The organism is Haloplanus aerogenes (assembly GCF_003856835.1).
GTDB classification, from domain to species: domain Archaea; phylum Halobacteriota; class Halobacteria; order Halobacteriales; family Haloferacaceae; genus Haloplanus; species Haloplanus aerogenes.
This window is the reverse complement of record NZ_CP034145.1, coordinates 1419532-1440779: the sequence shown is the minus strand read 5'-3', so window position 1 is coordinate 1440779 and position 21248 is coordinate 1419532. Positions and strand designations below refer to the sequence as shown.

Annotated in this window: 22 protein-coding genes; 6 read left to right on the top strand and 16 right to left on the bottom strand. The window is 66.5% G+C overall.

Features of this window, described 5'->3' with window-relative positions; translation table 11 throughout:
* The first annotated feature begins 100 nt into the window (after positions 1-100).
* Entirely contained in the window at positions 101-817 is a 717-nt protein-coding gene (locus DU502_RS07330) for a helix-turn-helix domain-containing protein (RefSeq protein WP_121920642.1), read from the top strand.
* On the opposite strand, the gene ndk is transcribed toward DU502_RS07330, so the two are convergent.
* From ndk to rpl7ae, 4 genes are read right to left on the bottom strand one after another with little or no spacing between them, the layout of a single operon-like run.
* Entirely contained in the window at positions 818-1282 is a 465-nt protein-coding gene (ndk, locus tag DU502_RS07325) for a nucleoside-diphosphate kinase (RefSeq protein ID WP_121920643.1), read from the bottom strand.
* Positions 1279-1476 (bottom strand): 50S ribosomal protein L24e, encoded by a 198-nt coding sequence (locus DU502_RS07320; RefSeq protein WP_121920644.1) that lies wholly within the window; start codon positions 1474-1476, stop codon positions 1279-1281. The genes ndk and DU502_RS07320 overlap by 4 nt, the downstream gene beginning before the upstream one ends.
* Positions 1476-1700, bottom strand: coding sequence for a 30S ribosomal protein S28e (locus DU502_RS07315; RefSeq protein ID WP_121920645.1), 225 nt, complete (start codon positions 1698-1700; stop codon positions 1476-1478). The genes DU502_RS07320 and DU502_RS07315 overlap by 1 nt, the downstream gene beginning before the upstream one ends.
* 6 nt (positions 1701-1706) lie before the next feature.
* Positions 1707-2069 carry a 50S ribosomal protein L7Ae gene (gene rpl7ae, locus DU502_RS07310; protein WP_049936844.1) on the bottom strand — a complete coding sequence of 121 codons (363 nt, stop codon included), beginning with the start codon at positions 2067-2069 and terminating at the stop codon, positions 1707-1709.
* A gap of 194 nt (positions 2070-2263) precedes the next feature.
* On the opposite strand from rpl7ae, the gene tmcA reads away from it, so the two are divergent.
* Entirely contained in the window at positions 2264-4504 is a 2241-nt protein-coding gene (gene tmcA / locus DU502_RS07305) for a tRNA(Met) cytidine acetyltransferase TmcA (protein WP_121920646.1), read from the top strand.
* 3 nt (positions 4505-4507) lie between these two features.
* On the opposite strand, the gene DU502_RS07300 is transcribed toward tmcA, so the two are convergent.
* Both DU502_RS07300 and DU502_RS07295 read right to left on the bottom strand, forming a co-directional pair.
* Entirely contained in the window at positions 4508-5257 is a 750-nt protein-coding gene (locus DU502_RS07300) for a GNAT family N-acetyltransferase (RefSeq protein WP_121920647.1), read from the bottom strand.
* A gap of 68 nt (positions 5258-5325) precedes the next feature.
* Positions 5326-5655 (bottom strand): 4Fe-4S dicluster domain-containing protein, encoded by a 330-nt coding sequence (locus tag DU502_RS07295; protein WP_121920648.1) that lies wholly within the window; start codon positions 5653-5655, stop codon positions 5326-5328.
* A 142-nt stretch (positions 5656-5797) separates the two neighbouring features.
* Here DU502_RS07295 and DU502_RS07290 point away from each other — a divergent pair, with 142 nt between their 5' ends.
* Positions 5798-6013, top strand: coding sequence for a hypothetical protein (locus tag DU502_RS07290; RefSeq protein ID WP_121920649.1), 216 nt, complete (start codon positions 5798-5800; stop codon positions 6011-6013).
* A 21-nt stretch (positions 6014-6034) separates the two neighbouring features.
* Here the strand turns inward: DU502_RS07290 and DU502_RS07285 are convergent, their stop codons facing one another.
* The 5 genes from DU502_RS07285 to DU502_RS07265 form a co-directional block, all read right to left on the bottom strand.
* The gene (locus tag DU502_RS07285) at positions 6035-7711 is read right to left on the bottom strand and encodes an aldehyde ferredoxin oxidoreductase family protein (protein ID WP_121920650.1); all 1677 of its coding nucleotides are present in this window, start codon (positions 7709-7711) and stop codon (positions 6035-6037) included.
* Between the two features lie 216 nt (positions 7712-7927).
* Complete coding sequence (locus DU502_RS07280) at positions 7928-8590, bottom strand: nucleotidyltransferase family protein (RefSeq protein ID WP_121920651.1); 663 nt, start codon at positions 8588-8590, stop codon at positions 7928-7930.
* Positions 8587-9792, bottom strand: coding sequence for a molybdopterin molybdotransferase MoeA (locus tag DU502_RS07275; protein ID WP_121920652.1), 1206 nt, complete (start codon positions 9790-9792; stop codon positions 8587-8589). The genes DU502_RS07280 and DU502_RS07275 overlap by 4 nt, the downstream gene beginning before the upstream one ends.
* Before the next feature lie 164 nt (positions 9793-9956).
* Positions 9957-10718, bottom strand: coding sequence for a LamB/YcsF family protein (locus tag DU502_RS07270; RefSeq protein ID WP_121920653.1), 762 nt, complete (start codon positions 10716-10718; stop codon positions 9957-9959).
* Between the two features lie 35 nt (positions 10719-10753).
* Entirely contained in the window at positions 10754-11311 is a 558-nt protein-coding gene (locus DU502_RS07265) for a hypothetical protein (RefSeq protein ID WP_121920654.1), read from the bottom strand.
* Positions 11312-11626: 315 nt separating this feature from the next.
* Between DU502_RS07265 and DU502_RS07260 the strand changes: the two genes are divergently transcribed.
* From DU502_RS07260 to DU502_RS07250, 3 genes are read left to right on the top strand one after another with little or no spacing between them, the layout of a single operon-like run.
* Entirely contained in the window at positions 11627-12115 is a 489-nt protein-coding gene (locus DU502_RS07260; RefSeq protein ID WP_121920655.1) for a (2Fe-2S)-binding protein, read from the top strand.
* Position 12116: 1 nt separating this feature from the next.
* Positions 12117-14510 (top strand): xanthine dehydrogenase family protein molybdopterin-binding subunit, encoded by a 2394-nt coding sequence (locus DU502_RS07255; RefSeq protein ID WP_121920656.1) that lies wholly within the window; start codon positions 12117-12119, stop codon positions 14508-14510.
* Positions 14510-15382 carry an FAD binding domain-containing protein gene (locus DU502_RS07250; protein WP_121920657.1) on the top strand — a complete coding sequence of 291 codons (873 nt, stop codon included), beginning with the start codon at positions 14510-14512 and terminating at the stop codon, positions 15380-15382. The genes DU502_RS07255 and DU502_RS07250 overlap by 1 nt, the downstream gene beginning before the upstream one ends.
* Positions 15383-15454: 72 nt before the next feature.
* On the opposite strand, the gene DU502_RS07245 is transcribed toward DU502_RS07250, so the two are convergent.
* The 5 genes from DU502_RS07245 to DU502_RS07220 all read right to left on the bottom strand — a co-directional run bounded on the left by DU502_RS07245 (position 15455) and on the right by DU502_RS07220 (position 21222).
* Positions 15455-16594, bottom strand: a complete 1140-nt coding sequence (locus DU502_RS07245) for an XdhC family protein (RefSeq protein WP_121920658.1) — start codon at positions 16592-16594, stop codon at positions 15455-15457.
* A 28-nt stretch (positions 16595-16622) separates the two neighbouring features.
* Complete coding sequence (locus DU502_RS07240) at positions 16623-17951, bottom strand: VWA domain-containing protein (RefSeq protein ID WP_121920659.1); 1329 nt, start codon at positions 17949-17951, stop codon at positions 16623-16625.
* A gap of 5 nt (positions 17952-17956) precedes the next feature.
* Complete coding sequence (locus tag DU502_RS07235; protein WP_121920660.1) at positions 17957-18883, bottom strand: AAA family ATPase; 927 nt, start codon at positions 18881-18883, stop codon at positions 17957-17959.
* Positions 18884-19006: 123 nt separating this feature from the next.
* Positions 19007-19606: an SRPBCC domain-containing protein gene (locus DU502_RS07230; RefSeq protein WP_121920661.1), complete on the bottom strand. Its 600-nt coding sequence runs from the start codon at positions 19604-19606 to the stop codon at positions 19007-19009.
* Positions 19607-19902: 296 nt separating this feature from the next.
* Complete coding sequence (locus DU502_RS07220) at positions 19903-21222, bottom strand: aminotransferase family protein (protein WP_121920663.1); 1320 nt, start codon at positions 21220-21222, stop codon at positions 19903-19905.
* Positions 21223-21248 lie beyond the last annotated feature (26 nt).

Here is a 21248-nt window from a genome sequence, read left to right as displayed (position 1 = left end):
CAACACGTGTTGGCCGGTCTACCTTAGGGAAGTATTATGCGCTGGCCGGCGTACTCCGGGGTGTGTTGGCGGTGCCCCACGGCGATCCGGAGGAAATCTGATGCGCGAGTTCACGTTCGACATCGTGTACGAGAAGGGAGCCGATCAGGTGATGGACGTGTTCATCGAGTACCCGACGCTCGTCGCCGAAGCGTTACACGGCTGCGTGAGCGGGGACAGCTTCTGGCGCGTCGAGCGGCTAACCGGCCCGACAGCGGCGCTCGATGCGGTCGAACGACTGCTCCTCGACGAGACGGTTCGGACCGCGTCGGTGACCGAGACGGACTGTCGGGCCACACGGACCCACGACGTACTGGACCGGTCGGACAACGAGCGCGTGATCTACACCCACCTCGAAGGAATCGAGAACGGCGACACCATCCAGACGCTCTCGGCCCGGTATCTCCCGGCTGGATCGCTCTTTTGCACCATTCGACGGGAGGAACGACACGGCTGGCGCATCTGCATGCAGTCGGACGAGAAGGTGGGCCTGCTCTACGACGCCCTGAGCGCGAATCTGCGCTCGGGGCTCTCGTTTCGTATGGGTCACCTCGGCGAAGCCGAGGGGTGGGGACACGACTCGCTGGGTTCGGTCTCGCTCCCGCCGGATCAACGACGGGCGATGCGGGCCGCGCTCGACCACGGCTACTACCGAACGCCGCGCGAAATCACGCTCGACGAGCTAGCAGAGATTATGGACGTGCCGCGGTCGACGCTCTCGTACCGGCTGCGCCGAGCGGAAGAAAGACTCGTTACCGGGTATCTCGGCGAGACGTAGCTACTCGTACAGCCAGGTCTCGTCGATCCGCTCGTAGTCCTGCAGTTCGTCCTCGTCGAAGAAGAGGTCGATCTCGCGCTCGTTCGCGCCCTCGTCCTCGTGGTCGGAGCCGTGGATGACGTTGCGGCCGAGGTCGAGACCGAAGTCACCGCGGATGGTGCCCGGATCGGACTCGGCGGGGTCGGTCTCGCCCATCATGGTGCGGACCTGCCGGGTGGCGTCCTGCCCCTCCCAGACCATCGCCATGACGGGCCCGGAGGTGATGAAGTCGACGAGGCCCTCGAAGAAGGGCTTGCCCTCGTGTTCGCCGTAGTGTTCGTGGGCGAGTTCGTCGGAAATCTGCATGAACTTCGCGCCGACGAGTTTGAGGCCGCGGTCCTCGAACCGCGAGATGATCTCGCCGATCAGGCCCCGCTGGACGCCGTCGGGCTTGACCATCACGAAGGTGCGCTCGGCGTCGCTCATTCCTCACCCTGACCGCCGGCGGCCTGGCCTTCCTGGGTCCACTCGAGATCGCGCGCCTCGCGGCCGAGGAAGTAGTTCTTCTCGGCCTTCGAGTCCTTGAAGTGCAGGATGGTGCCGTCGGTCTTGACGTACATCGTTCCGGTACCCGGTTCGATCTCCTCGCCCGAGTAGTCGCAGGTGCGTGTGTCGACCATTACTGTCCTCCGATGGAGTCGGCGTCGCGCTGTGTCTCGCGCAGTTGCAGGATGTCGCCCTCGCGGACGGGACCCAGCACGTTGCGCGTGATGATTCGCCCCTGGTTCGATCCCTCCTGGATGCGACATTTGACCTGCATGGCCTCGCCGTGCATCCCGGTCTTGCCCACGATCTCGATGACTTCCGCCGGCATCGAGTCGCTGGCACTCTCTTCGGCGCTCATGGTCGCTTACCGGAGGTCCTCGACCTTCGTGGCGATGTCTTCGACCTGTTCTTCGGCGTCGCCCGCGTCAACGATGGCGGCGGCGGCACTGCCGACTTCGAGGCCGGCCGCGTGGCCCACGTCGTCCTGCGTCTCGACGAACACGTACGGAATCCCCTTCTCGTCCGCGAGTTCGGGGAGATGCATCACGATCTCCTCCGGCTGGACGTCCTCCGCGATGACGACCAGATCCGCGTTCCCACGCTCGACTGCCTTCGTCGTCTCGTTGGTGCCTTTCTTTACGCTGCCTGTGTCTCGCGCTACTTCGAGCGCCTCGATGGCGCTCTCGGCGAGATCCGCCGGAACATCGAAATTGACGTAAACTGACATGATTTGTACCCCCCGCCCGTGGGCTCGCGCACCTCACCAGGCAGAATCCCTGATGGCGAGGCGCATCATCAACCCCGGACAGGCTGTACGCTTCAATAGCTGGGGCCCCCATAAAAGCGCTTTCAAAGCCGTCACAGCGTGTGAGCCCGGCACACGGGAAAAGGCCCTTGGTCGCCGCCGGGGTAGCGGCGGGCATGGATCTCGCCGACCGCGTCGCCGCCCTCCGGGCCGAAGCCGAGCGGGCGAACGAACGACGACTGCTGACCCTCGCCGGCGACCGTGGCCGCGGACTCGACGCCGCCCGCGACGTACTCGACGCGATGGGGGATCCGGCAGCGACGGTCGTCACTACCGGCGGCGGCGGCATCGCCGGCGCCGACCACTGCCACCCCGACCGCGCCGACCGCCTCCTCGGGACCACGCGCGATGCGGTCGTCCTCGACTGTCACGCCGGGTTCTCCGCGAACGTCCTCGGGCGCGTCGTCGGCGCCGTCGACGGCGGCGGCCTCCTCGTCCTCGTGACGCCGCCGCTCGACGAGTGGCCGGGGGACGACTACGCCGACGAACGCCTCGCCGTCCCGCCCTACACCACCGCCGACGTGACCGGTCACTTCCGCCGGCGACTGGTCGACACCCTGCGTGCCCACCCCGGCGTCGCCGTCGTCGACGTGGACGCCGGCATCGTCGAACGCGACGGTCTTACCGATCCGCCGCCGGCGCGTCCCCGAACGTCGCCGTCGACGCCGGACGATGCGACCGCCTCCGCCGCGGCGTACGACGCCTGCCTCACGAGCGATCAGGCCGACGCCCTGCACGCGCTCGAAGGCCTCCGCGACGGGGCGGCCGTCGTCGTCGAGGCCGACCGTGGCCGGGGGAAATCCGCCGCGGCCGGTCTCGCCGCCGGTAGCCTCGCTGCCGAGGGACGGGACGTACTCGTCACCGCTCCCGCCTACCGCAACGCGGCGGAGGTGTTCGAGCGGGCCGAAGCCCTGCTCTCGACGCTCGGGCGACTGGAGAACGCCGACGACGAGACCCACGACCTCACGGCGACCGGTGGCGGCCGCGTCCGGTTCACCGACCCCGCCGCGGCGGTCGACCTGCCGGGCGACCCCGACGCCCTGATCGTCGACGAGGCCGCCGCCCTGCCCGTCCGCCGACTCGCCGCCTACCTCGACGCCCCTGCCGTCGCGTTCGTCACCACCGTCCACGGCTACGAGGGGACCGGCCGCGGCTTCGACGTGCGCTTCCGTGACCGGCTGGCCGAGAGCGATCACGCGGTGATCGACGTTCGCCTCGACGAACCCATCCGCTACGCCGCGGGCGACCCCGTCGAAATCTGGGCCTTCCGCGCCCTCCTGCTCGACGCTCGCCCCGCCGCCGACCAGCTCGTCGCGGACGCGACGCCCGCGGACGCGACGTACCGCGCGCTCGACGCCGCCGCCCTCCTCGCGGACGAACACCTGCTCCGCGAGGCGTTCGGCCTCCTCGTCCTCGCACATTACCGGACGGAGCCGGACGACCTCGCGCGCCTGCTCGACGCCCCGAACCTGGACTGTCGGGCGCTCTGTATCGACGGCCACGTCGCCGCCGTCGCCCTCCTGGCCCGCGAGGGCGGCCTCCCCGAGTCGCTCCGGGTCGATATGTACGAAGGGGCGCGCGTGCGTGGAAACATGCTCCCCGACGTGCTGACGAGCCAGTTGCGCGACATCGACGGCGGGACACCCGTCGGCTACCGCGTTCTCCGCATCGCCACGCACCACGCCATCCGGTCGACGGGCTTCGGCTCCCGGCTCCTCGCCGCGTGTCACGACGAGTTCGACGCCGACGTGGACTGGTTCGGCGTCGGCTACGGCGCGACCCCGCGGCTCGTCCGCTTCTGGGAACGGAACGGCTACCGGACGGTCCACTGCTCGACGACGCGCAACGCCACGAGCGGCGAGTACTCCGCGATCATGCTCCGGCCGACGAGCCCCGCGGGTCACGACCTGCACGACCGCCACGCCCGTCGGTTCTGCGCGCGGATGCGCGACGGCCTCTCGGACGCCCTCGACGACCTCGATCCGGACGTGGCACGGGCGATGCTACGAGCGACCGACCACTCGCTCGCCCCCGACCTCACCGACCACGAGTGGCGCGTCGTCACCGCCGCGGCCTACGGCCCGGGACTCTACGACGCCGCACCGGGCGCCTTCCGCAATCTGGCGATGGCACACCTGACCGATCCCGTCGCCGACCTGTCGGCCCGGGCCGAACGCCTCCTCGTCCGCAAACCGCTTCAGGCCCACTCGTGGGAACGGGTCGCGGCGGATCTCGACTACGTCTCGACGCGACAGTGCATGCGGGCACTGGGCGAGGCGTACCGGCCGCTGGTCGACCGGTACGGACCCGAGGCGGCGCGAGAAGAGCGGCGGCGGTACGAGGAGCGGGACGGGTGACCGTTAGAGCCGAGCGTCACAGTCGAGGAACGTCGCCAGCATCACCTCGTCGACGTACTCGCCCTCGATCTTGTAGTGGTCCTCGCGCACCGCCTCGGTCTCCCAGCCGTGTGCTTCGAGGAAGGAGATGGCGTCCTCGTTGGTCGCGGGGACGCTGTTGTAGAGTTTCTCGAAGCCGTGTTCACAGGCCCAGCGGAAGCCGCGGTCGAGCAACGCGGTCCCGATGCCGTGGCCCCGGTACTCGGGGAGGAGGCCGACCGTCAGCACCGCCGTGTGTTCGAGTTTCTCCATCTCCGGCAGGTCGAGATGGACCCACCCGACCACCTCGTCGTCGACGCAGGCGACGAACACCATTCGGGATCGGGTCTCGGTGTGCCGGAGGATCACCTCCTCGTGGTCCAGCAGATCCGCCACCGTCTCCGCCTCGATGTACGTCCCCTCCCGAGCGACCTGTCGGATGACGCCGACCAGACCGGAGAGGTCGCGCTGTTCGGCCGCTCGGATCGTGTACACGAGGTCGTCCGTATCGTGTTCCTCCACGTCCTCGTCCTGATACGCGACGCTGAGGTGGTTCCCGTCCCGTCGAATGTAGCCGTCGCGGCGCAGGATCGTGAGGTGGTGACCGAACGCTTCGGGGCCGAGGTTCAGCGCGCGCCGGGCCTGATCGGCCCGGACCGTCCCCTGAGACTCGACGTACTCGTAGATGTCCCTGCGATCCTCGTGATCGAAGTTCAGTTGCTCGGTCAGCTCCATGCGACCTTGTACCACGGTAACATACTTAATTATTCGTGAATGAACGGGAGTGACCTGAAGTATCCCAGTCAGACCCGATTCTCGCGGCTCGGATCCACGTCGATGGCGTCGACCGGGCAGACGTCGACACAGAGCATGCAGTCGATACACTGATCCTCGTGGGTGGGATGTGCCTTGATTTCGCTCTCGGGGTGACCGGGCGTGTCCACCCACTTGAACACGTCGACGGGGCAGTCTTCGAGGCAGGCGCCGTCGGCCAGACAGATGTCGAAGTCGACGGCGACGTGGGTGCCGTGGATGCCGAGTTGCACCGGCGGATCGACCGGTCCCCAGACGGCGACGCCGTCCTCCTCGTCGACCTTCTCGCGCGTTCGTTCGAAGTTCGGATCGATGGCCATATCGTCGCTCCGCGACCGAGACGGATAAAGTATCGTCCGTACGTCTTCGCACCCGTCGCATGTAGTCGGGCGATCAGCGGTGCTCGTCGAGACGAGAGAACGACGGGTAGGTGTAAAGTTTCCGCGCGACCGATGACCTGTCATGGCGACTCGTCCCGCGAGAGCCGCGCTGAAGGAAGCGCTCAGCGACTGGCGTCGCCACGTCCTCGCCCTCGCTGGCGTCGTCCTGGTGTTCGGAATCGCGGCCCTCGTCGGCTCCGAGGGGGCGTACTACGGTGCGGCGTTGATTGCCTTCGTCATCTGGATGGGCTGGTTCGTACTGACCGCCGTCGAGTGGATACGCCTCGCCGAGTTCTGAGCCTCGACGGCGCACCGGCTCTCAGTCCGCGCTCGCAGGTTCGACGGTGCTGTCGGGGACGACGCCCTCGTCGGTCCATCCCCGCGTCTCGTAGTAGGTGTCGAGCGCCGTGTCGAAGTCCGGCAACTCGTAGGGCAGGTCGTCGTCCGACCGGTCGAAGCCGCGCTGGTTGTTGAAGTGGCGTTCGAGTTCAACGACGCGCCCGCCAACGTCGAGCAGATCGTCGAAGTCGGCGTCGAACAGTTTCTCGAAGCGCTCCTCGGTCATCATGCCGCGGGAGAACCGACAGATGACGCCACAGTCCTCCACCGCTCGCTTGTTCTCCAGTTCGACCAGTTTCTCCGCCTTGGCTGGCGAGAGCCCCGCCGGTTCGAACGCCTCCGACGCGTCGACGAGGGGGTACTCGTAGGCGTAGAAGGTCGCGTACATGTGATCGGCACCGCGGTTGGCGGTGGCGAAGCCGAGGCCCTGTCCGTTGAGCGTGCGACCGTCGTGAGCGGAGAAGGTCATGCCCTTGACCGTCCAGTCGCCGACGCCGAGGTCGTCGTGGAAGCGGTGGATGCCCTCCGCCAACAGATCGCCGTCGCCCTCGCGGTACGCGATGTCCTCGACCGTCTCGTGGATCAACTCGGAGTCGCCGAAGGCGTCGTTCGCCTTGAGGTAGGCCGCCACCGCGTTGCCACAGGAGATGGTGTCCATTCCCAGCCGATCACAGAGCTGGTTCGACTGCATGATGGAGACGATGTCGTCCACCTCGCAGTTGCCGCCGAAGGCCATGATCGTCTCGAACTCCGGACCCTCCGTCTCGACGCCCGACGCCTCGTCTTTCGTCGGCAGTTTGCAGGCGAACGCACACTGCGAACAGGTTCCTTTCTTGAATTTCTTCTCCTCCACCCGGTCGCCGTTGATCTGCTCGAACTTCTCGTAGCGGACGTCCTCGAAGTAGCGGGTGGGGAAGGAGCCGATTTCGTTGGCGAGATCCGTGACGCTCGCGGTCCCCTGCCGTTTCATGATGTGGTCGCTGGTCGCCGCCTCGCGGTGGATCTCGGCCGCCTCGGCGTCGATCTCCACGTCGGGAATCGCGTCGCCGTCGAACGTGATCGCCTTCACGTTCTTCGACCCCATGACCGCGCCGAGGCCGCCGCGCCCGAACGCTCGCGTCTCGCTGGTCATGATGCAGGCGAAGCGCACCCGATTCTCGCCCGCCGGGCCGATACAGACGACGTGTTCCGCCGCGAGGTCGTGTTCGGTCTCGACGTAGTCGGTGACTTCGGGCACCTCCGCGCCGACGAGGTCGGGCACCTCCTCGAAGGTGACGCCGTCCTCGCGGACGTGGAGCATCAGCGGTTCGTCGCTCCGGCCGACGAGTTCGACCGCGGCGTTACCGGTGCCGAGCAGGTTCCGGGAGACGAAGCCGCCGGCGTTGGCGGAGAGAAGCCCGTCAGTCAGCGGCGAGACGGCCGTCGCCGACGTTCGCCCGGTGAAACTCATCGATGAGGCCTGCATCGGCCCCGTCGTGAAGTAGAGGCGGTTCTCCGGGCCGAACGGATCGGCGTCGAACGGGATCCGTTCGTGCGCGAGACGGGTGGCGACACCCCGGCCGCCGATGAACGAGTCGAGAACGTCGTCGATGGCTTCGGTCTGGACGTGTCGCGATTCCACATCGACCGTGAGAAGTGGTCCCTCCAGCGTGAGCATGGTTGGGTTTCGGTCGGCTGCGCTATTAAACGCCTGCCCCGAATCAGCCGGCGACCGGGTCGACGTCTCGGAGTCCGCTTCGGCCTCGTCCTCGGCGCACCGCTTCGCGATCGGATCTGGGGAACGATTCTCCACGCCCGAACGGCTCTGCAAGTCACGGGGACGGCGACAGCCGGTACCAGGGTACAACGATCCGTATCACCCGGTAGGAACCACTCAAAAGCGGGTTCCTCGTTCCCGAATCCTGTCGAGGTCCGTCCGCGTGTCGACGTCCCGTCTGACACCCGGGTCCCCCGTCTCGACCAGCACCGAATCGCCGCCCGAGAGCAGGATATCCCGGCCCCCAGCGTCGCCGTCGACATCGGCCAGCGCGTCGAAATATCGAGAGTCGAACAGCACCGGATTCCCACGCTCGCCGTCGTAGGCGGCCGCCAGGGCCGTCGCCTCGTTCGCCCGATAGGCGGCCACGAGGGCGTCGACGCTCGTGGATGCGACGAGGGGCATATCCCCGAGTGCGAACACCGCACCGGCCACGTCGCTCGCGTCCCGCACGGCGCGCACCCCCGCCCGGACGCTCGTGGCCTGCCCCTCGGCGTGGTTCGGGTTTTCGACCACCGAGAAGCCCAGGCCATCGAGTGCGGCCGCGACCCGGTCGCCGTCCGCACCGACCACAGCCACCAATGGATCGACGGCCGCGTCGGCGAGAGTGCGGGCGGCGTGGCGAACCAGTGGCTCGCCGTTCAGCGTCGCCAGCAGTTTGTTTCGCTCGCCGAACCGCGAACTCGTCCCTGCCGCGAGCAGGACGCCAGCCACCCGTTTCTCGCGAACCGGATCGGCGACGGAGTCGGGCGGGTCGACGACTGGAAGGTCTGGCGTCATTCGACCACTGCGTAGGGGACGACGGCGACGCTGTCGCCCGAGGTTCGGTCGTTCTCGGTGACGAAGAAGCCGTCGGCCCGCGAGGCGCGGGTACTCGACGACAGGACGCTCGGATCGAACGTCTCGTCGTAGACCGACAGTGGCGACTCGGCGTGTCCGAGCGGCGTCGCCTCGTCTCCGTCCAACAGGACGGGAACGACGTACTCGAAGCCCGAGACGCCGATTCCCACGTCGGTCGTCAAGGTGGCGGACACCGTCGGGAGCGCCGTCTCGCCGGTGAAAAAGGCCCGGGCGACCAGCGTCGTGACGGCGTGTGCGCCGACCGGTTTACCGGGGATGGCGACGGCGACGGCACCGTAGTCGGGCAGACGAGCGACAGCGAGGGGCTTACCCGGACGGATCCGGACGCGATGGAAGAGCACCTCGCCGAGTTCCTCGAGCGCCCGCACGACGTGATCCTTGTCGCCGACGCTAGTCCCGCCGGTGGTGACGACCACGTCGTAGTCGTCAGCCAGGTCGGCGATGCGGTCACGAACGCGATGGTACTCGTCGGGGACGGTTCCTTCGTGGGTTGGCTCGTGCCCCCACGACTGGAGGAGACTCGCCAGCATCGGCGAGTCGAGGTCCCTCTGGCGCCCCTCGTGGATCTCGGTGCCGGTCGCCAAGAGGGCGGCGTCGAACCGCTCGTGCACCTCGACCGCGTCGTAGCCGAGATCACCGAGCAGGAGCGTGTCCTTCGGTGTGAGACGTTCACCCATCTCAAAGAGTCGCTCGCCTGCGCTGACGTTGCTCCCGCGCTCGTAGATGTAGGTGCCGGGCGTGATGGGATCGCCACGAAGATATCCGTCTTCGACGACCGCCTGCTCCTGTTTGAGGACGGCGTTGGCCTCCGGCGGGAGCGGTGCGCCGGTGAAGATGCGGATCGCCTCACCCGACGCGAGCGCGGGTGGTTCGTCCTCGGGGAAGACTTCCTCGTCACGGAGCGTCAGTGGATAGTCGTCGGTGGCGTCGAACGCGTAGCCGTCCATCGTCGACCGGGACACCGACGGTAGATTCCGCTCGGCGACGAGATCAGTGGCGAGGGTCCGTCCCGCTACGTCGGCGAGTGCTATCGTTTCGGTCGGCTGCTCGGCCAGAACCGCCTCCCGCAACTCGAGGAGGCGATCGGTCGTCGCCGCCCGCCACACCATCTCGCGTGTCATACACGGGTGTTAGACGCCGTTCGGTCATAAAGGGCGGAGGCACTCGGCGACGGCGTGCGGTCGACCCGGACGGGCGTTCGCTCGTCCGGATCGTCGTGATCGTTTACCGACGGTCGTCGACCGCGGGGGCAGCGACCGCCAGAACTGGCGGACGACGATCCGTATCAGACGATGTCGGCAACGCTCGTCAGTTCGATGTCGGTGTCGTCGAGGCGGTCGTGGATTGCCTCCAGAATCTCGACGACGTTCGGGGTGTCCCCGTGGACGCAGATGCTCTCGGCGGGGATGTCGAGCTGCTCGCCGGACGGCGTCTCCACGACGCCCTCGGTCGCGATGCTGATGAATCGGTCGGCGACGAGTTCCGGATCACGAGCCGTCTTCTCTTTCGGGATCACGACGCTCCGATCCGACCGGTAATCGAGGTCGACGTAGCCCTCGAACGCGGTTCGAATGGGGTACTCCTGGGCGACCTCGTAGATGTTCATGTCCGTCGCGAGGTAGATCAGATCCTCGTCGACCTCCAGGATGCCCTCGATCACCGCCCGGGCGTGCTCCTCGCTCTCGGAGAGCATCGTGTACATCGCGCCGTGGGGTTTGACGTGCTGGAACGGGACGCCGAGCTGGTCGGCGAACGCTCGCAGTGCGCCGAGTTGGTAGACAACGTAGTCTCGCACTTCCTCGGGCGAGGCGTCCATCGTTCGACGGCCGAAGCCGAGTTTGTCGGGGAGGCCCGGATGGACGCCGACATCGACGTCGTGGTCGTCGGCGAGGGCGACCGTTCGCCGCATGACGTGTGGGTCACCTGCGTGATATCCGCCGGCGATGTTCGCCGTCGTGACGTAGGGCATCACCTCGGCGTCCCGCCCTTTGGTGTACTTGCCGAAGCTCTCCCCCATGTCGCAGTTGATGTCGATGTGGTGAGCCATGGCGGCCGATACTCGGAGAGAGACCCCCCGAGAGATTAAATCCCGGGGAGGATCGGCCCGATGATGCCCGAACCGACGAACATCACGTGGATGGTCGCGATGGTTGCGAGCAGCGAGATCCAGCCGGTGTATCGCTTCGCGGCGGGCATCATGTACCCGTGAGTGAAGAGGTAGAACCCACCGAGGGTGAACGGCGCGTAGATGAGCAGATCGATGACGACACCCCACGAGATGGGGGCACCGACGGCGAAAAGCCCCACAATTAGGAGGAGTTGCACCGGAATCTGGACGAGAGCGACGATGCCGAGTGGCTTCATGTCCGCACCGTACCAGTGAATGATCGCGGCGATCAGCCAGAGCAGGCCGTACAGGAGCGGAATCGCCGTGAAGAGGAGGCTGACGGCGCCACCGAAGGTGTTATCGATCGTATGCCAGAGCCCCATGACGAACAGCGTCAGAAAGCCGGTGAATTCGACGGCTGCGATCCCCTTGAGTTCCGCCTCGTTTAGCTCGTAATCCTGGTAAATGGCGACGAACCAGACGAACAGCGGGAGGACGAGACCGGACATCCCGAACGCCGTGGCGTTAACCATGCGTTCCCCTCCCCGGTAGATATCGAGCGTGGTCTGTCCCCCGAAGCCGCGGCGTCTCGGCGTTGCGAGTGTGTTTCACGGTCTACACCAGCCGAAACGTTCATCATTGGCCATTATAAATGTATGGTACAGAATTGATATGTCACGGAGAGTAGATTGCTGTCCTGCGGTACAATTCGGCGTGACCCGTTCGCTCGCCACGCAAAGCTATAAGTAATCAGCTAGCCGCCATGTAGACGGTATGGGGAGCGATAACACACATCGTCCGAGAGTTCTAGAGGTGTACTGTTCCAGCACGGGCACGCTACACGTACTATGACACATCACGACATCGGACTGACCGTTAATGGAACCGAGCACGAACTGAGCGTCGAACCACGAACCCTCCTCGCACACGCCCTCCGGGACGAATTGGGCTATACGGGGACGAACGTCGGGTGCGAGACGACGATGTGCGGGGCCTGCACGGTGCTCCTCGACGGCGACGCCGTCAAGTCCTGTACGGTGTTGGCGGTGCAGGCGGATGGGACGGAGGTCGAGACGGTCGAGGGGCTGTCGGACGACGGCGAGTTCCACCCCCTCCAAGAGAGCTTCCAGAAGGAGCACGGCTTACAGTGTGGCTACTGCACGCCGGGCATGATGATGACCGCCCTCGACTTCCTCGAGGACAACCCCGATCCGGACGACGCGGAGATTCGGGAGGCCCTCGAAGGGAACATCTGTCGGTGTACGGGCTATCAAAACATCCTCAACGCCGTCAAATCGGCTGCCGACAACATGGGCGGCACGTCGGAGGCGGACTGAGATGCCCGACTCGATCGAAGCGAGGCAGGCCGAGAAACTCAAGGGATCGCCGGTCGAGCGCCGGGAGGACCCGGAACTGCTCACGGGTGAAGCGACGTTCACCGACGATATGGAGCCACGCGGAACCGTCCACATGGCGGTGCTCCGGAGCCAGTACGGCCACGCACGGATCGAATCCATCGACACGAGCGCAGCGGAGGAACTCGATGGGGTGCTCGCCGTCTACACCGCCGACGACGTCGAGGCGAGCGATGCGCCGGGACGGATCGAACCGATCTGGCTGTTGCCCGACCTGAAGCGCCCGCCCTATCCGATGCTGGCCCAAGACAAGGTCCGGTATCAGGGCCAACCGGTCGCCGTCGCCGTCGCTGAAGACCGCTACCGTGCGAGCGACGCCGTCGACGCTATCGACGTAACGTACGACCGCCTGGAGGCGGTGACCAAGGCGCGGGAGGCGACCGACGAGGACGCGCCGACGATTCACGAAGAGGCGCCGGACAACGTCGCCGCCGAGTGGGACGTTGGTGACGAGGAGGCGACCGACGCGGCGTTCGAGGACGCCGACCGGACGGTGTCGGTGGATCTGGTCAACCAGCGCCTCCTCCCGACGGCGATGGAGCCTCGGGTCACCCTGGCGAACTACCGCCCCAGCGCCGACGAACTCGTGGTTCACATGGGGACGCAGTGCCCCCACCTCCACCGTCGGTTCATGGCCGACATGCTCGACTTCCCGGAGCAGAAGATGCGCGTCATCGCGCCGGAGGTCGGGGGTGGCTTCGGGAGCAAGGACTCGGCACACCCGGACGAGACGCTCACCGCCTGGTGTTCGCTACAGTTGGAGCGCCCCGTGAAGTGGCAGGCGACGCGAACCGAAGCGTACGTGTCGACCGGCCACGGGCGTGGGCAAGAGACCACTGCCGAGATAGCGGTCGACGAGGACGGCTCGATCCAGGCGCTCCGGGTCGAGACGTACGGTGACCTCGGAGGGTATCTCTCCACGTGGGGACCGCTGATGCCAGCCCACGGATACGCGCTGATGCTCCCCGGCCAGTACGACGTCGAGAACGTCTACTGCGAGGTGAAGGAGGTGTTCACGAACGCGACGCCGACCGAGCCGTACCGTGGCGCCGGCCGACCCGAAGCGTCGTACGTCATCGAACGGCTGGCAACGCTCGCCGCCAGGGAACTGGACATGGAACCGACGGAGTTCCGTCGCAAGAACTTCGTCCCCCGTGACGACTTCCCGCACGAGACGGCGACGGGACTCGTCTACGACTCCGGCGATTACGACAAGACGCTGGATCGGGCCCTCGAGATGGCCGACCTCGAGGCGCTGCGCGAGAAGCAGGCCGATCTCCGCGAAGAGGGGCGATATCTCGGGATCGGGATCTCGTGTTACAACGAATCCTGTGGCTACGGTCCCTCGGAGATCATCGGTCAGATCGGTGGCCAGCTGGGGCTCTACGAGAACGGCGTCGTCAGATTCCACCCGTCGGGAGCGGTGACGGTCTACTGTGGCACGTCCGGCCACGGTCAGGGCCACGAGACGACGTACGCCCAGATCGTCGCCGACGAACTCGGCGTCGACTACGACGACATCGAGGTGATCGAAGGCGACACCGATGAAGTGCCCATGGGGATGGGCACCTACGGCTCTCGGAGCGTCTCCGTCGGCGGCAGTGCAATCGTCGAGGCGTCCCGAGAGGTCGTCGAGAAGGCGGGGACGATTGCGGCACATCACCTGGAGGTGAGCGAGGAAGACCTGGAGTTCGAGGACGGCGAATTCCAGGTCGCCGGTGCACCGGAGCGATCTATGACCATCAAGGAGGTCGCCCGCGAGGCGTATCTGGCACACGACCTCCCCGACGGTACGTCGCCCGGGCTGGAGGCCACGAACTTCTACGACCCCGAGAACCTAGTGTTCCCCTTCGGCACCCACATCGTCGTCGTCGAAGTCGATCCGGACACCGGCGAGATCGACCTCGAGCGATATATCGCAGTCGACGACTGTGGCAACCAGATCAACCCGAAGATCGTCGAGGGGCAGGTACACGGCGCCATCGCACAGGGCCTCGGACAGGGGCTCTTCGAGGGCGTCGAGTACGACGAGAACGGCACGCTCCTCACCGGGTCCATGCAGGACTACACGCTCCCCAAGGCGTTGCAGGTGCCGGAGTACGAGACCGATCACACGGTGACGCCGAGTCCGCACAACCCCCTCGGGGCGAAGGGGATCGGTGAGGCGGGGACGATTGCGGCCCCGCCGGCCGTCGTGAACGCGGTCACCGACGCACTCCAACCGTTCGGCATCGACCACATCGACATGCCGTTGACCGACGAGACGGTGTGGCAGGCGATCCAGAACGCGACGGCGGAGCCCGGAGGTGCGGACTGATGTTCCCGTCCGAATTCGAATACAGGCGTGCAGAGAGCGTCGAAGAGGCGATCACCCTCCTCGCGGAACAGGAGGGACAGACCGAGATACTGGCGGGGGGACACAGTCTCCTCCCGACGATGAAATCCGGGCTCGCGAGCCCGGACGTCGTGATCGACATCGGGGGTATCGACGACCTGCACGGCGTGGATCGGGGCGACGGAGTCGTCGAAATCGGGGCGCTCACCAGCTACAGCACGGTCGCCGGCGACGACACGCTCCACGACGCGATGCCGGCCGTCACTCAGGCCGCCGAGGCCATCGGAGACGTGCAGGTGCGCAATCGCGGAACCGTGGGGGGCAATCTCGCCCACGCCGATCCGGCGTCCGACCTGCCGGCGGCGGTACTCGCCGCGGACGCGACCCTGCACGCGGCGGGGCCAGACGGCCATCGAACCATCTCCGCGGACGACTTTTTCACCGGCCTGTACGGGACCGCCCTCGACGACGGCGAACTCCTCACGGCCGTCGAGGTGCCGACACACGACATCGGCACGTACGTCAAAAAGCCCAGCCCGTCCTCGGGCTACGCGATGGTCGGCGTGGCCGTCGTCATCGAGTTCGACGACGGCGTCGTCGACTCCGCGCGGGTCGCTGCGACAGGCGCGGTCGACCACGCCATGAGACTCCCCGTCGTCGAGGAGGAACTCGTGGGAACCACCCTCGACGAGGACGATATCTCGGCAGCGGCGGCTCACGCGACCGACGAAATCGAGGCGTTCGAACTGATGGACGACAATCAGGCGTCGGCGGAGTACCGCTCGACGCTCCTCGAAGTGTACACGGAGCAAGCAGTCACCGGAGTTACCGACCGCAGCGGCACGGCCCCGTAGGCTCGGGATCGATCCAGCGTCGGACCTGCGGATTTTTTGCCGACGGCGCGCCACGCGCAGTCGAGGACCCCGTCACTCCAGCGACGGGCGCTCGTGGATGTGGCCCTCGCGTTCCGTGAGATGAGTCGGCTCGCGACCGAATCGGATCGCCGTGACCTCGGCGACGACAGACTGCGCGATGTGAAACGGCGTCCCGCCGCCCAGATCGAGTCCTGCGGGCGTGAAGATGCGGTCCAGATCCTCCTCGCTCAGTTCCACCCCCCCATCCCTGAGTTCGTCGCGGATCTCCTCGAATCGCTCGCGAGGGCCGAGGAGACCGATGTACGGGACGGGAGTCTCGAGTAGCTCCTCGAGAGCGATGTGATCGTCGACGAAGTTGTGTGTCATCACGACCGCATACGTGTTCTCGTCAAAGTCGAGCGTCTCCCGGATGGTGGCCGGTGAGGTCGAGACGACCCTGTCGGCGTCCGGAAAGCGGTCGCTGGTAGCGGCTGCGCCACGGAAACTCGCCACCGTCACGCGGAAGTCGACGCGTGAACCGAGGTCCGCGACGGGTGCGACGTCGTGACCGGAGCCGAAGATCACTAGCTCCGGTGGCGCCGTCACGGCGTCGACGAACACCTCGACTCGCTCGCCGTCGTGCTCGAATTCGAGGGAGTCCGACGTTTCGGCCGCGAGCAGTTCCGTGGCCGGGTCTTCGAGTGCATCGATCAGCCAGTCCGGCCAGCCCGAGGCGTCGAACGACAGCGACCCGTCCGCCCGCGTGGCGTACGCCCGGTCGCCGCGCCGAGCGTCCGAGGCGCCGGATTCGATCACCGTCAGGACGATGATGTCCTCACCACGCTCGTAGGCGTCGACGACGGGACGGTAGCTGTCGTCGAGCGGTTCGAGCAAGATGTCGATGACGCCGTTACAGCCGACGCCGAGTCCCCACACGTCGTCGTCGCCGGTGAGGTCGAACTGTTCGACGTGTGGGCGTCCCTCCGCGACGACATCCTCGGCAATCGCGAGCACCTCGTCTTCGAGGCAGCCGGCGGTGATGGACCCGATGCCGTCACCCTCGTCGGCGACGACCATCTTCGCCCCCGGGCGCCGGTACGCGTTGCCGACGACATCGACGACCGTCGCCAACACCGCGTGGTGGTCGTCGATGGCGTCGCCGACCGCGTCCAGTACTTCCGTTTCCGGTACGCTCCAGTCGCCTGCAGTCATGCGTATCGTCCCCGTGATGTGTGAGTTATCATGATTGTATTCGGCTCCCCCGTCGGGGATCGTGTTCGTAGCCGATCGCTCCTCCACGGCCGTATCGAGTGAGCTGACGGGCTATCTCCGTGATGTCGTCCGGCCCGGTGAACGCGAACAGGCCGTCGACGAACGGCAGCGCAGTGGAGATTCCGGCGGCGGCCGGTTCGTAGTCCGGGGCGGCGGCCAGCGGATTCAGCCACAGCACCGTCGCGGCCCGACGCGAGAGCCAGGCCATTCCGGATTCGAGTTCCGATACGTCCCCCATATCTAGACCGTCGCTCATAATAAGAACAGTCGTCCGCCTGTCGACGGCATCGGCGTACTCGTCCCGAACCGTCGTGACGGCGTGACCGATTCGAGTGCCGCCACCCCACGCCGTCTCGGCATCCCGGAGTGCGTCGACGGCGACGCGCGTCGACCCGGCATCGAACGCGCTCGTCACCTCTTTGATGTCGGTGTCGAAGAGGAACACCCGACAGTTGCGTGTCCGAGCCCGGAGGGCCCGGAGCCACCGCAAGAGGAAGGAGCGGTCGACGACGTCGAGAACCGACCGGCTCACGTCCGCGATGACGAGCACTCTGCTCGCCGTTCGCGCCCGGCGCTGTTCGGGCACGGAGAGGATGGCACCGCCGGTCGAGATGCTCTTTCGCAACGAGCGTCTCACGTCCGCTCGCTCCCCCGTCGTGGTGGGCCGCCACTGCCGCCCTCGTTCGGTCGCGACGGCCCGCGAGAGTCGCCCGACTGCACGCATCAACTCCTCGTCGTCGGTGGATGGCGAGAGGGTGACCGAGACCCGTTTCGGCTGTCCGGCGGGACTGTACGTCGCCGTCACCACCGCTTCCTTCTCGTTCTCGGCGGCCTCGGCGTCGCCAACGATGCCGACGCCGCCCGTCCGATCGTGTGTCGAGTCGAACGTGTCGTCGTCCCGCTCCGGGTCGGCGCCGTCCAGTTCGGGCAGTTCTGCGTCGCCGACGGACGCGAGGTGGCCACCCGGCGTGTCGCCGTCGTCCGCTCCGCGTTCCGACCCGCCGGTCTCGGCGAGCGACAGGTGCGCAGTCAGCCGATCCCAGAACTCCCCAAACGCCCGGTCGAATCGGTCGATATCCTCCGGCCGACTCACGAGTGCCGCTCTGAGCGCTGCCCGTGCACGCTTCTCGTCGTCGAACCCAACTTCCACGAGTGCCCGAGTCGCGACGATGGCCGCACTCGCCGGTACGTCCACCCCGGCGTGTCGAAGCGATCTGACGAAGGTGATCAGCTCCGAGCGCACGTCGTCGCGAATGCCAGCGACGTCCGGGACACGGCCACCGTCTCCGTCGGGCATTCGTCTCACCCCGTCCCCGCCTCGATACGGGCCGAACGAGCGGATTCGACGAGGGCTTCGAGCAGTGTCCCGTCGACCCGTTCGATGTCCTCGACTTCCTTGAGCAGGCAGCCGAGAGTGTGTTCTATTTCCCGTGGCGTCAGCGAGTCGTCGTCGTCGACGGCCCGGAGTTCGGCCACTGCGCGCGCCCAGTCGAGCGTCTCCGCGACGCCCGGATGCTTCCTGAAGGGTTCCTCGCGGAGCCGTTGGGTCACCCCACAGAGTTCCGCGGCGACAGCCCCATCCAGTTCGGGGACTTTCCGCTCGACGATGTTCCGTTCCTTCTCGAACGACGGCGGCTCGACGTGCAGGTACAGACACCGGCGTTTCAGGGCGTCACTCAGTCCGCGGGTTCGGTTGGACGTGATGACCACGACCGGGGGTCGATCGGTACTGACGGTTCCGAGTTCGGGAATCGACACCTGAAAGTCCGACAGCACCTCGAGCAAGAGCGCCTCGAACTCCTCGTCGGCTCGGTCGATTTCGTCGATGAGCAACACCGGCGGTCGGTCGTGGTCGTCCGACAGCGCCCGTACCAGCGGCCGCTCGAGGAGGTACTCCTCGGTGAACACGGAGTCGTCGCCCGAAACACCGTGCTCGTCGGCCTGAACGGCGAGCAACTGCTTCGTGTAGTTCCACTCGTAGAGTGCGTTCTCGGCGGTCAGCCCTTCGTAACACTGGAGACGAACGAGGTCGGTGTCGAACCCTTCGGCCAGTGCCTTCGCCAGTTCGGTCTTGCCTGCACCGGGCTCGCCCTCGATCAGGAGCGGTCGGCCGAGTCGAAGCGCCAGGAGTACCGTGGTCACGATGTCGTCCCCCGCGACGTAGTCCGTCGCGTCGAACGCCGCCAAGAGATCCGACTCCGTCGTGTCGGCGAAGGGGTTCTCGCTCACAGGAGAGTGCAGGTGTGCAGTCGGGATAAATTCATGGTACGAACTACCACTCTCCGCCGCCGAACGAAGTTATCGAGTCGGGCTATCTCCGCCTGCGACCGCTCAGTCGGGGAATCGGATCGTTCAGAACATCCCTCGAATACGGTCACGGAGCCCGTCGGAGTCCTCGTCCGCAACCGCCGTGAGCTGTTCCTCCATGTTGCCGAAAAAGCGGTTGACGACGCGGTTCGCGACAGGATTGATGACCCGCTGGCCCATCTTGGCGATTCGACCGAAGATATCCGCCTCTGCGCCCCACTCGATGTCGACCCCGTCGTCGTGTTCCGTAATGGACATTCGGGAGTTCATCTCGAAGGAACTGCCGCTCGCTTCGCCCTGGCCCGAGGCACCGCCCGCGGGAAAGTCCCACTCGTCGATGGTAACGGTCGTCCGGAAGCTCGGGTTGACCGAGCCGACGCTAATCTCCATCAGCGCCGCGTAGTGCTGGCCCGTTTCGAAGCCCCGCGCTTTCACTACGTCGGGGTCCGCGTCGGGCAAGAGTGGCGGGTCTTCGTCTGTGTCCGCCTCGCGCAACGCCTCGAAGTCCACCTCGTCCGGATCTTCGACTCGGGTCAGGAACTGACAGCCGGGCAGCGACCGTTTTATCATGTGCGGATCGGAGAGGGAGAGCCAGACCTCCTCGGCCGATACGTCCTCAATGGTGAACGTTCCGTCGAACTCCATCGGTCATCGCACCTCTATTTTCGCGTGCGCCCCTCGTTCGGTACTCATTATCACACAACTCCGTGTTCCTGTCGTGGGCTAGCATGAAAAACGTTCGCCGCAGATGTGGCCCCCGTCGCGGAGTCGCCACCGCGAGTCACGACGAGGACGAGGTCAGTCGGCGGTGTCGACGGCGTCGAACTGCTCGTCGTCGAGGGGGCGGTAATACGGAGCGACCGGTCGCGCTCTGCGTTAATCGGGCCGAAACTCCGGTCGGCGAAGACGCATCGCAGGTACGCGTCACACACGGGTAGAAGTTACTCGAACACCGACGCAATCGCCGAATCGATGGCGTCGACCGCCCGGTCGATCTCCGCGTCCGTGACGGGCAGGGGCGGGGAGAGAATGATCTGGGTCTTCGGCCGGCCGCCGCCGACGAGGACGCCCCGCTCCTGAGTCTCGCCGATCACGTCACGCACGGGGTTGTCACCGTCGTCGACCCACGGGTGGAGGAACGGCTCTCCCGTCTCGGGATCGGTGAACTCCACCGCCCAGAGCAGGCCCCGACCGCGCACGTCGCCGACGGCGTCGTGAGCCTCGAGTTCGCGCAGGCGGGCTTCGAGATGGTCGCTCCGTGCCCGGGCGTTCTCGATCAGGCCGTCTTCGTAGGCGTCGAGGGCGGCTACCCCAGCGGCGCAGGCGAGCGGGTGCCCGGCGAACGTCTGGCCAACGTCGATACCCGACTCGCGGAGGTGGGCGGCGATGTCGGGGTGGACGGCCACGCCCGCGAGCGGGACGTACGCGCTCGTGATCCCCTTCGCGAACGTGAGCAGGTCGGGCACCACGTCCTCGGTCTGGATGCCGAACCACTCGCCACACCGGCCGAAGCCGGTGATGACCTCGTCCGCGATCAGGAGGATGTCGTACTCGTCGCAGATGTCGCGCACCCGTTGCCAGTAATCCGCTGGCGCCGGATACGCGCCGCTCGTCCCGCCGACTGGCTCCATCAGGACGGCCGCGATGGAGTCCGGTCCCTCCTGCTGGATCACGTACGCCAGATGATCGGCGGCCTGTCTCGCGAGGTCCTCGGGGGAGTCGGCGTCGAAGGGGGAGCGATGGGCGACCGGTGGGAGGAACTTCGCGGCACCCGTCATGGCGGCGTAGCGCTCCACCGCGTTACGCGTCTCGGGATCGCCAGTCAACGACCCCGCGCCGTAGGTGGCGCCGTGATAGGAGCGATACCGCGTCAGCACCTTCCGGGCGCCGGTGTACTCGCGGGCGAACTGGACGGCCGCCTCGTTGGCCTCGCTCCCCGAGACAGAGAAGAACACGTCGTTCAACTCGCCCGGCGTGATCTCGGCGAGACGGCTGGCGAGTTCCGTCCGCGTGTCGTTGTGCTTCGAGGCGGAGACGTAGGCGATCCGGGAAGCCTGCTCGCGGATGGCCTCGACGATCCGCTCGTCGCCGTGGCCGGCGTTGACACAGTAGAGCTGAGCGTTGAAGTCGAGGTACTCGTTACCCTCGTCGTCGGTGACGACGACGCCGTCGCCGTCGACGAGCGAGAGGACGTCGTCGCTGTCGCCGCCGTACCAGTGGGGAATCGACTCGGAGACGAGGTCGTGGGCTGGATCGGCCATATCCACCCGTTAGCGAGACGGAGAAT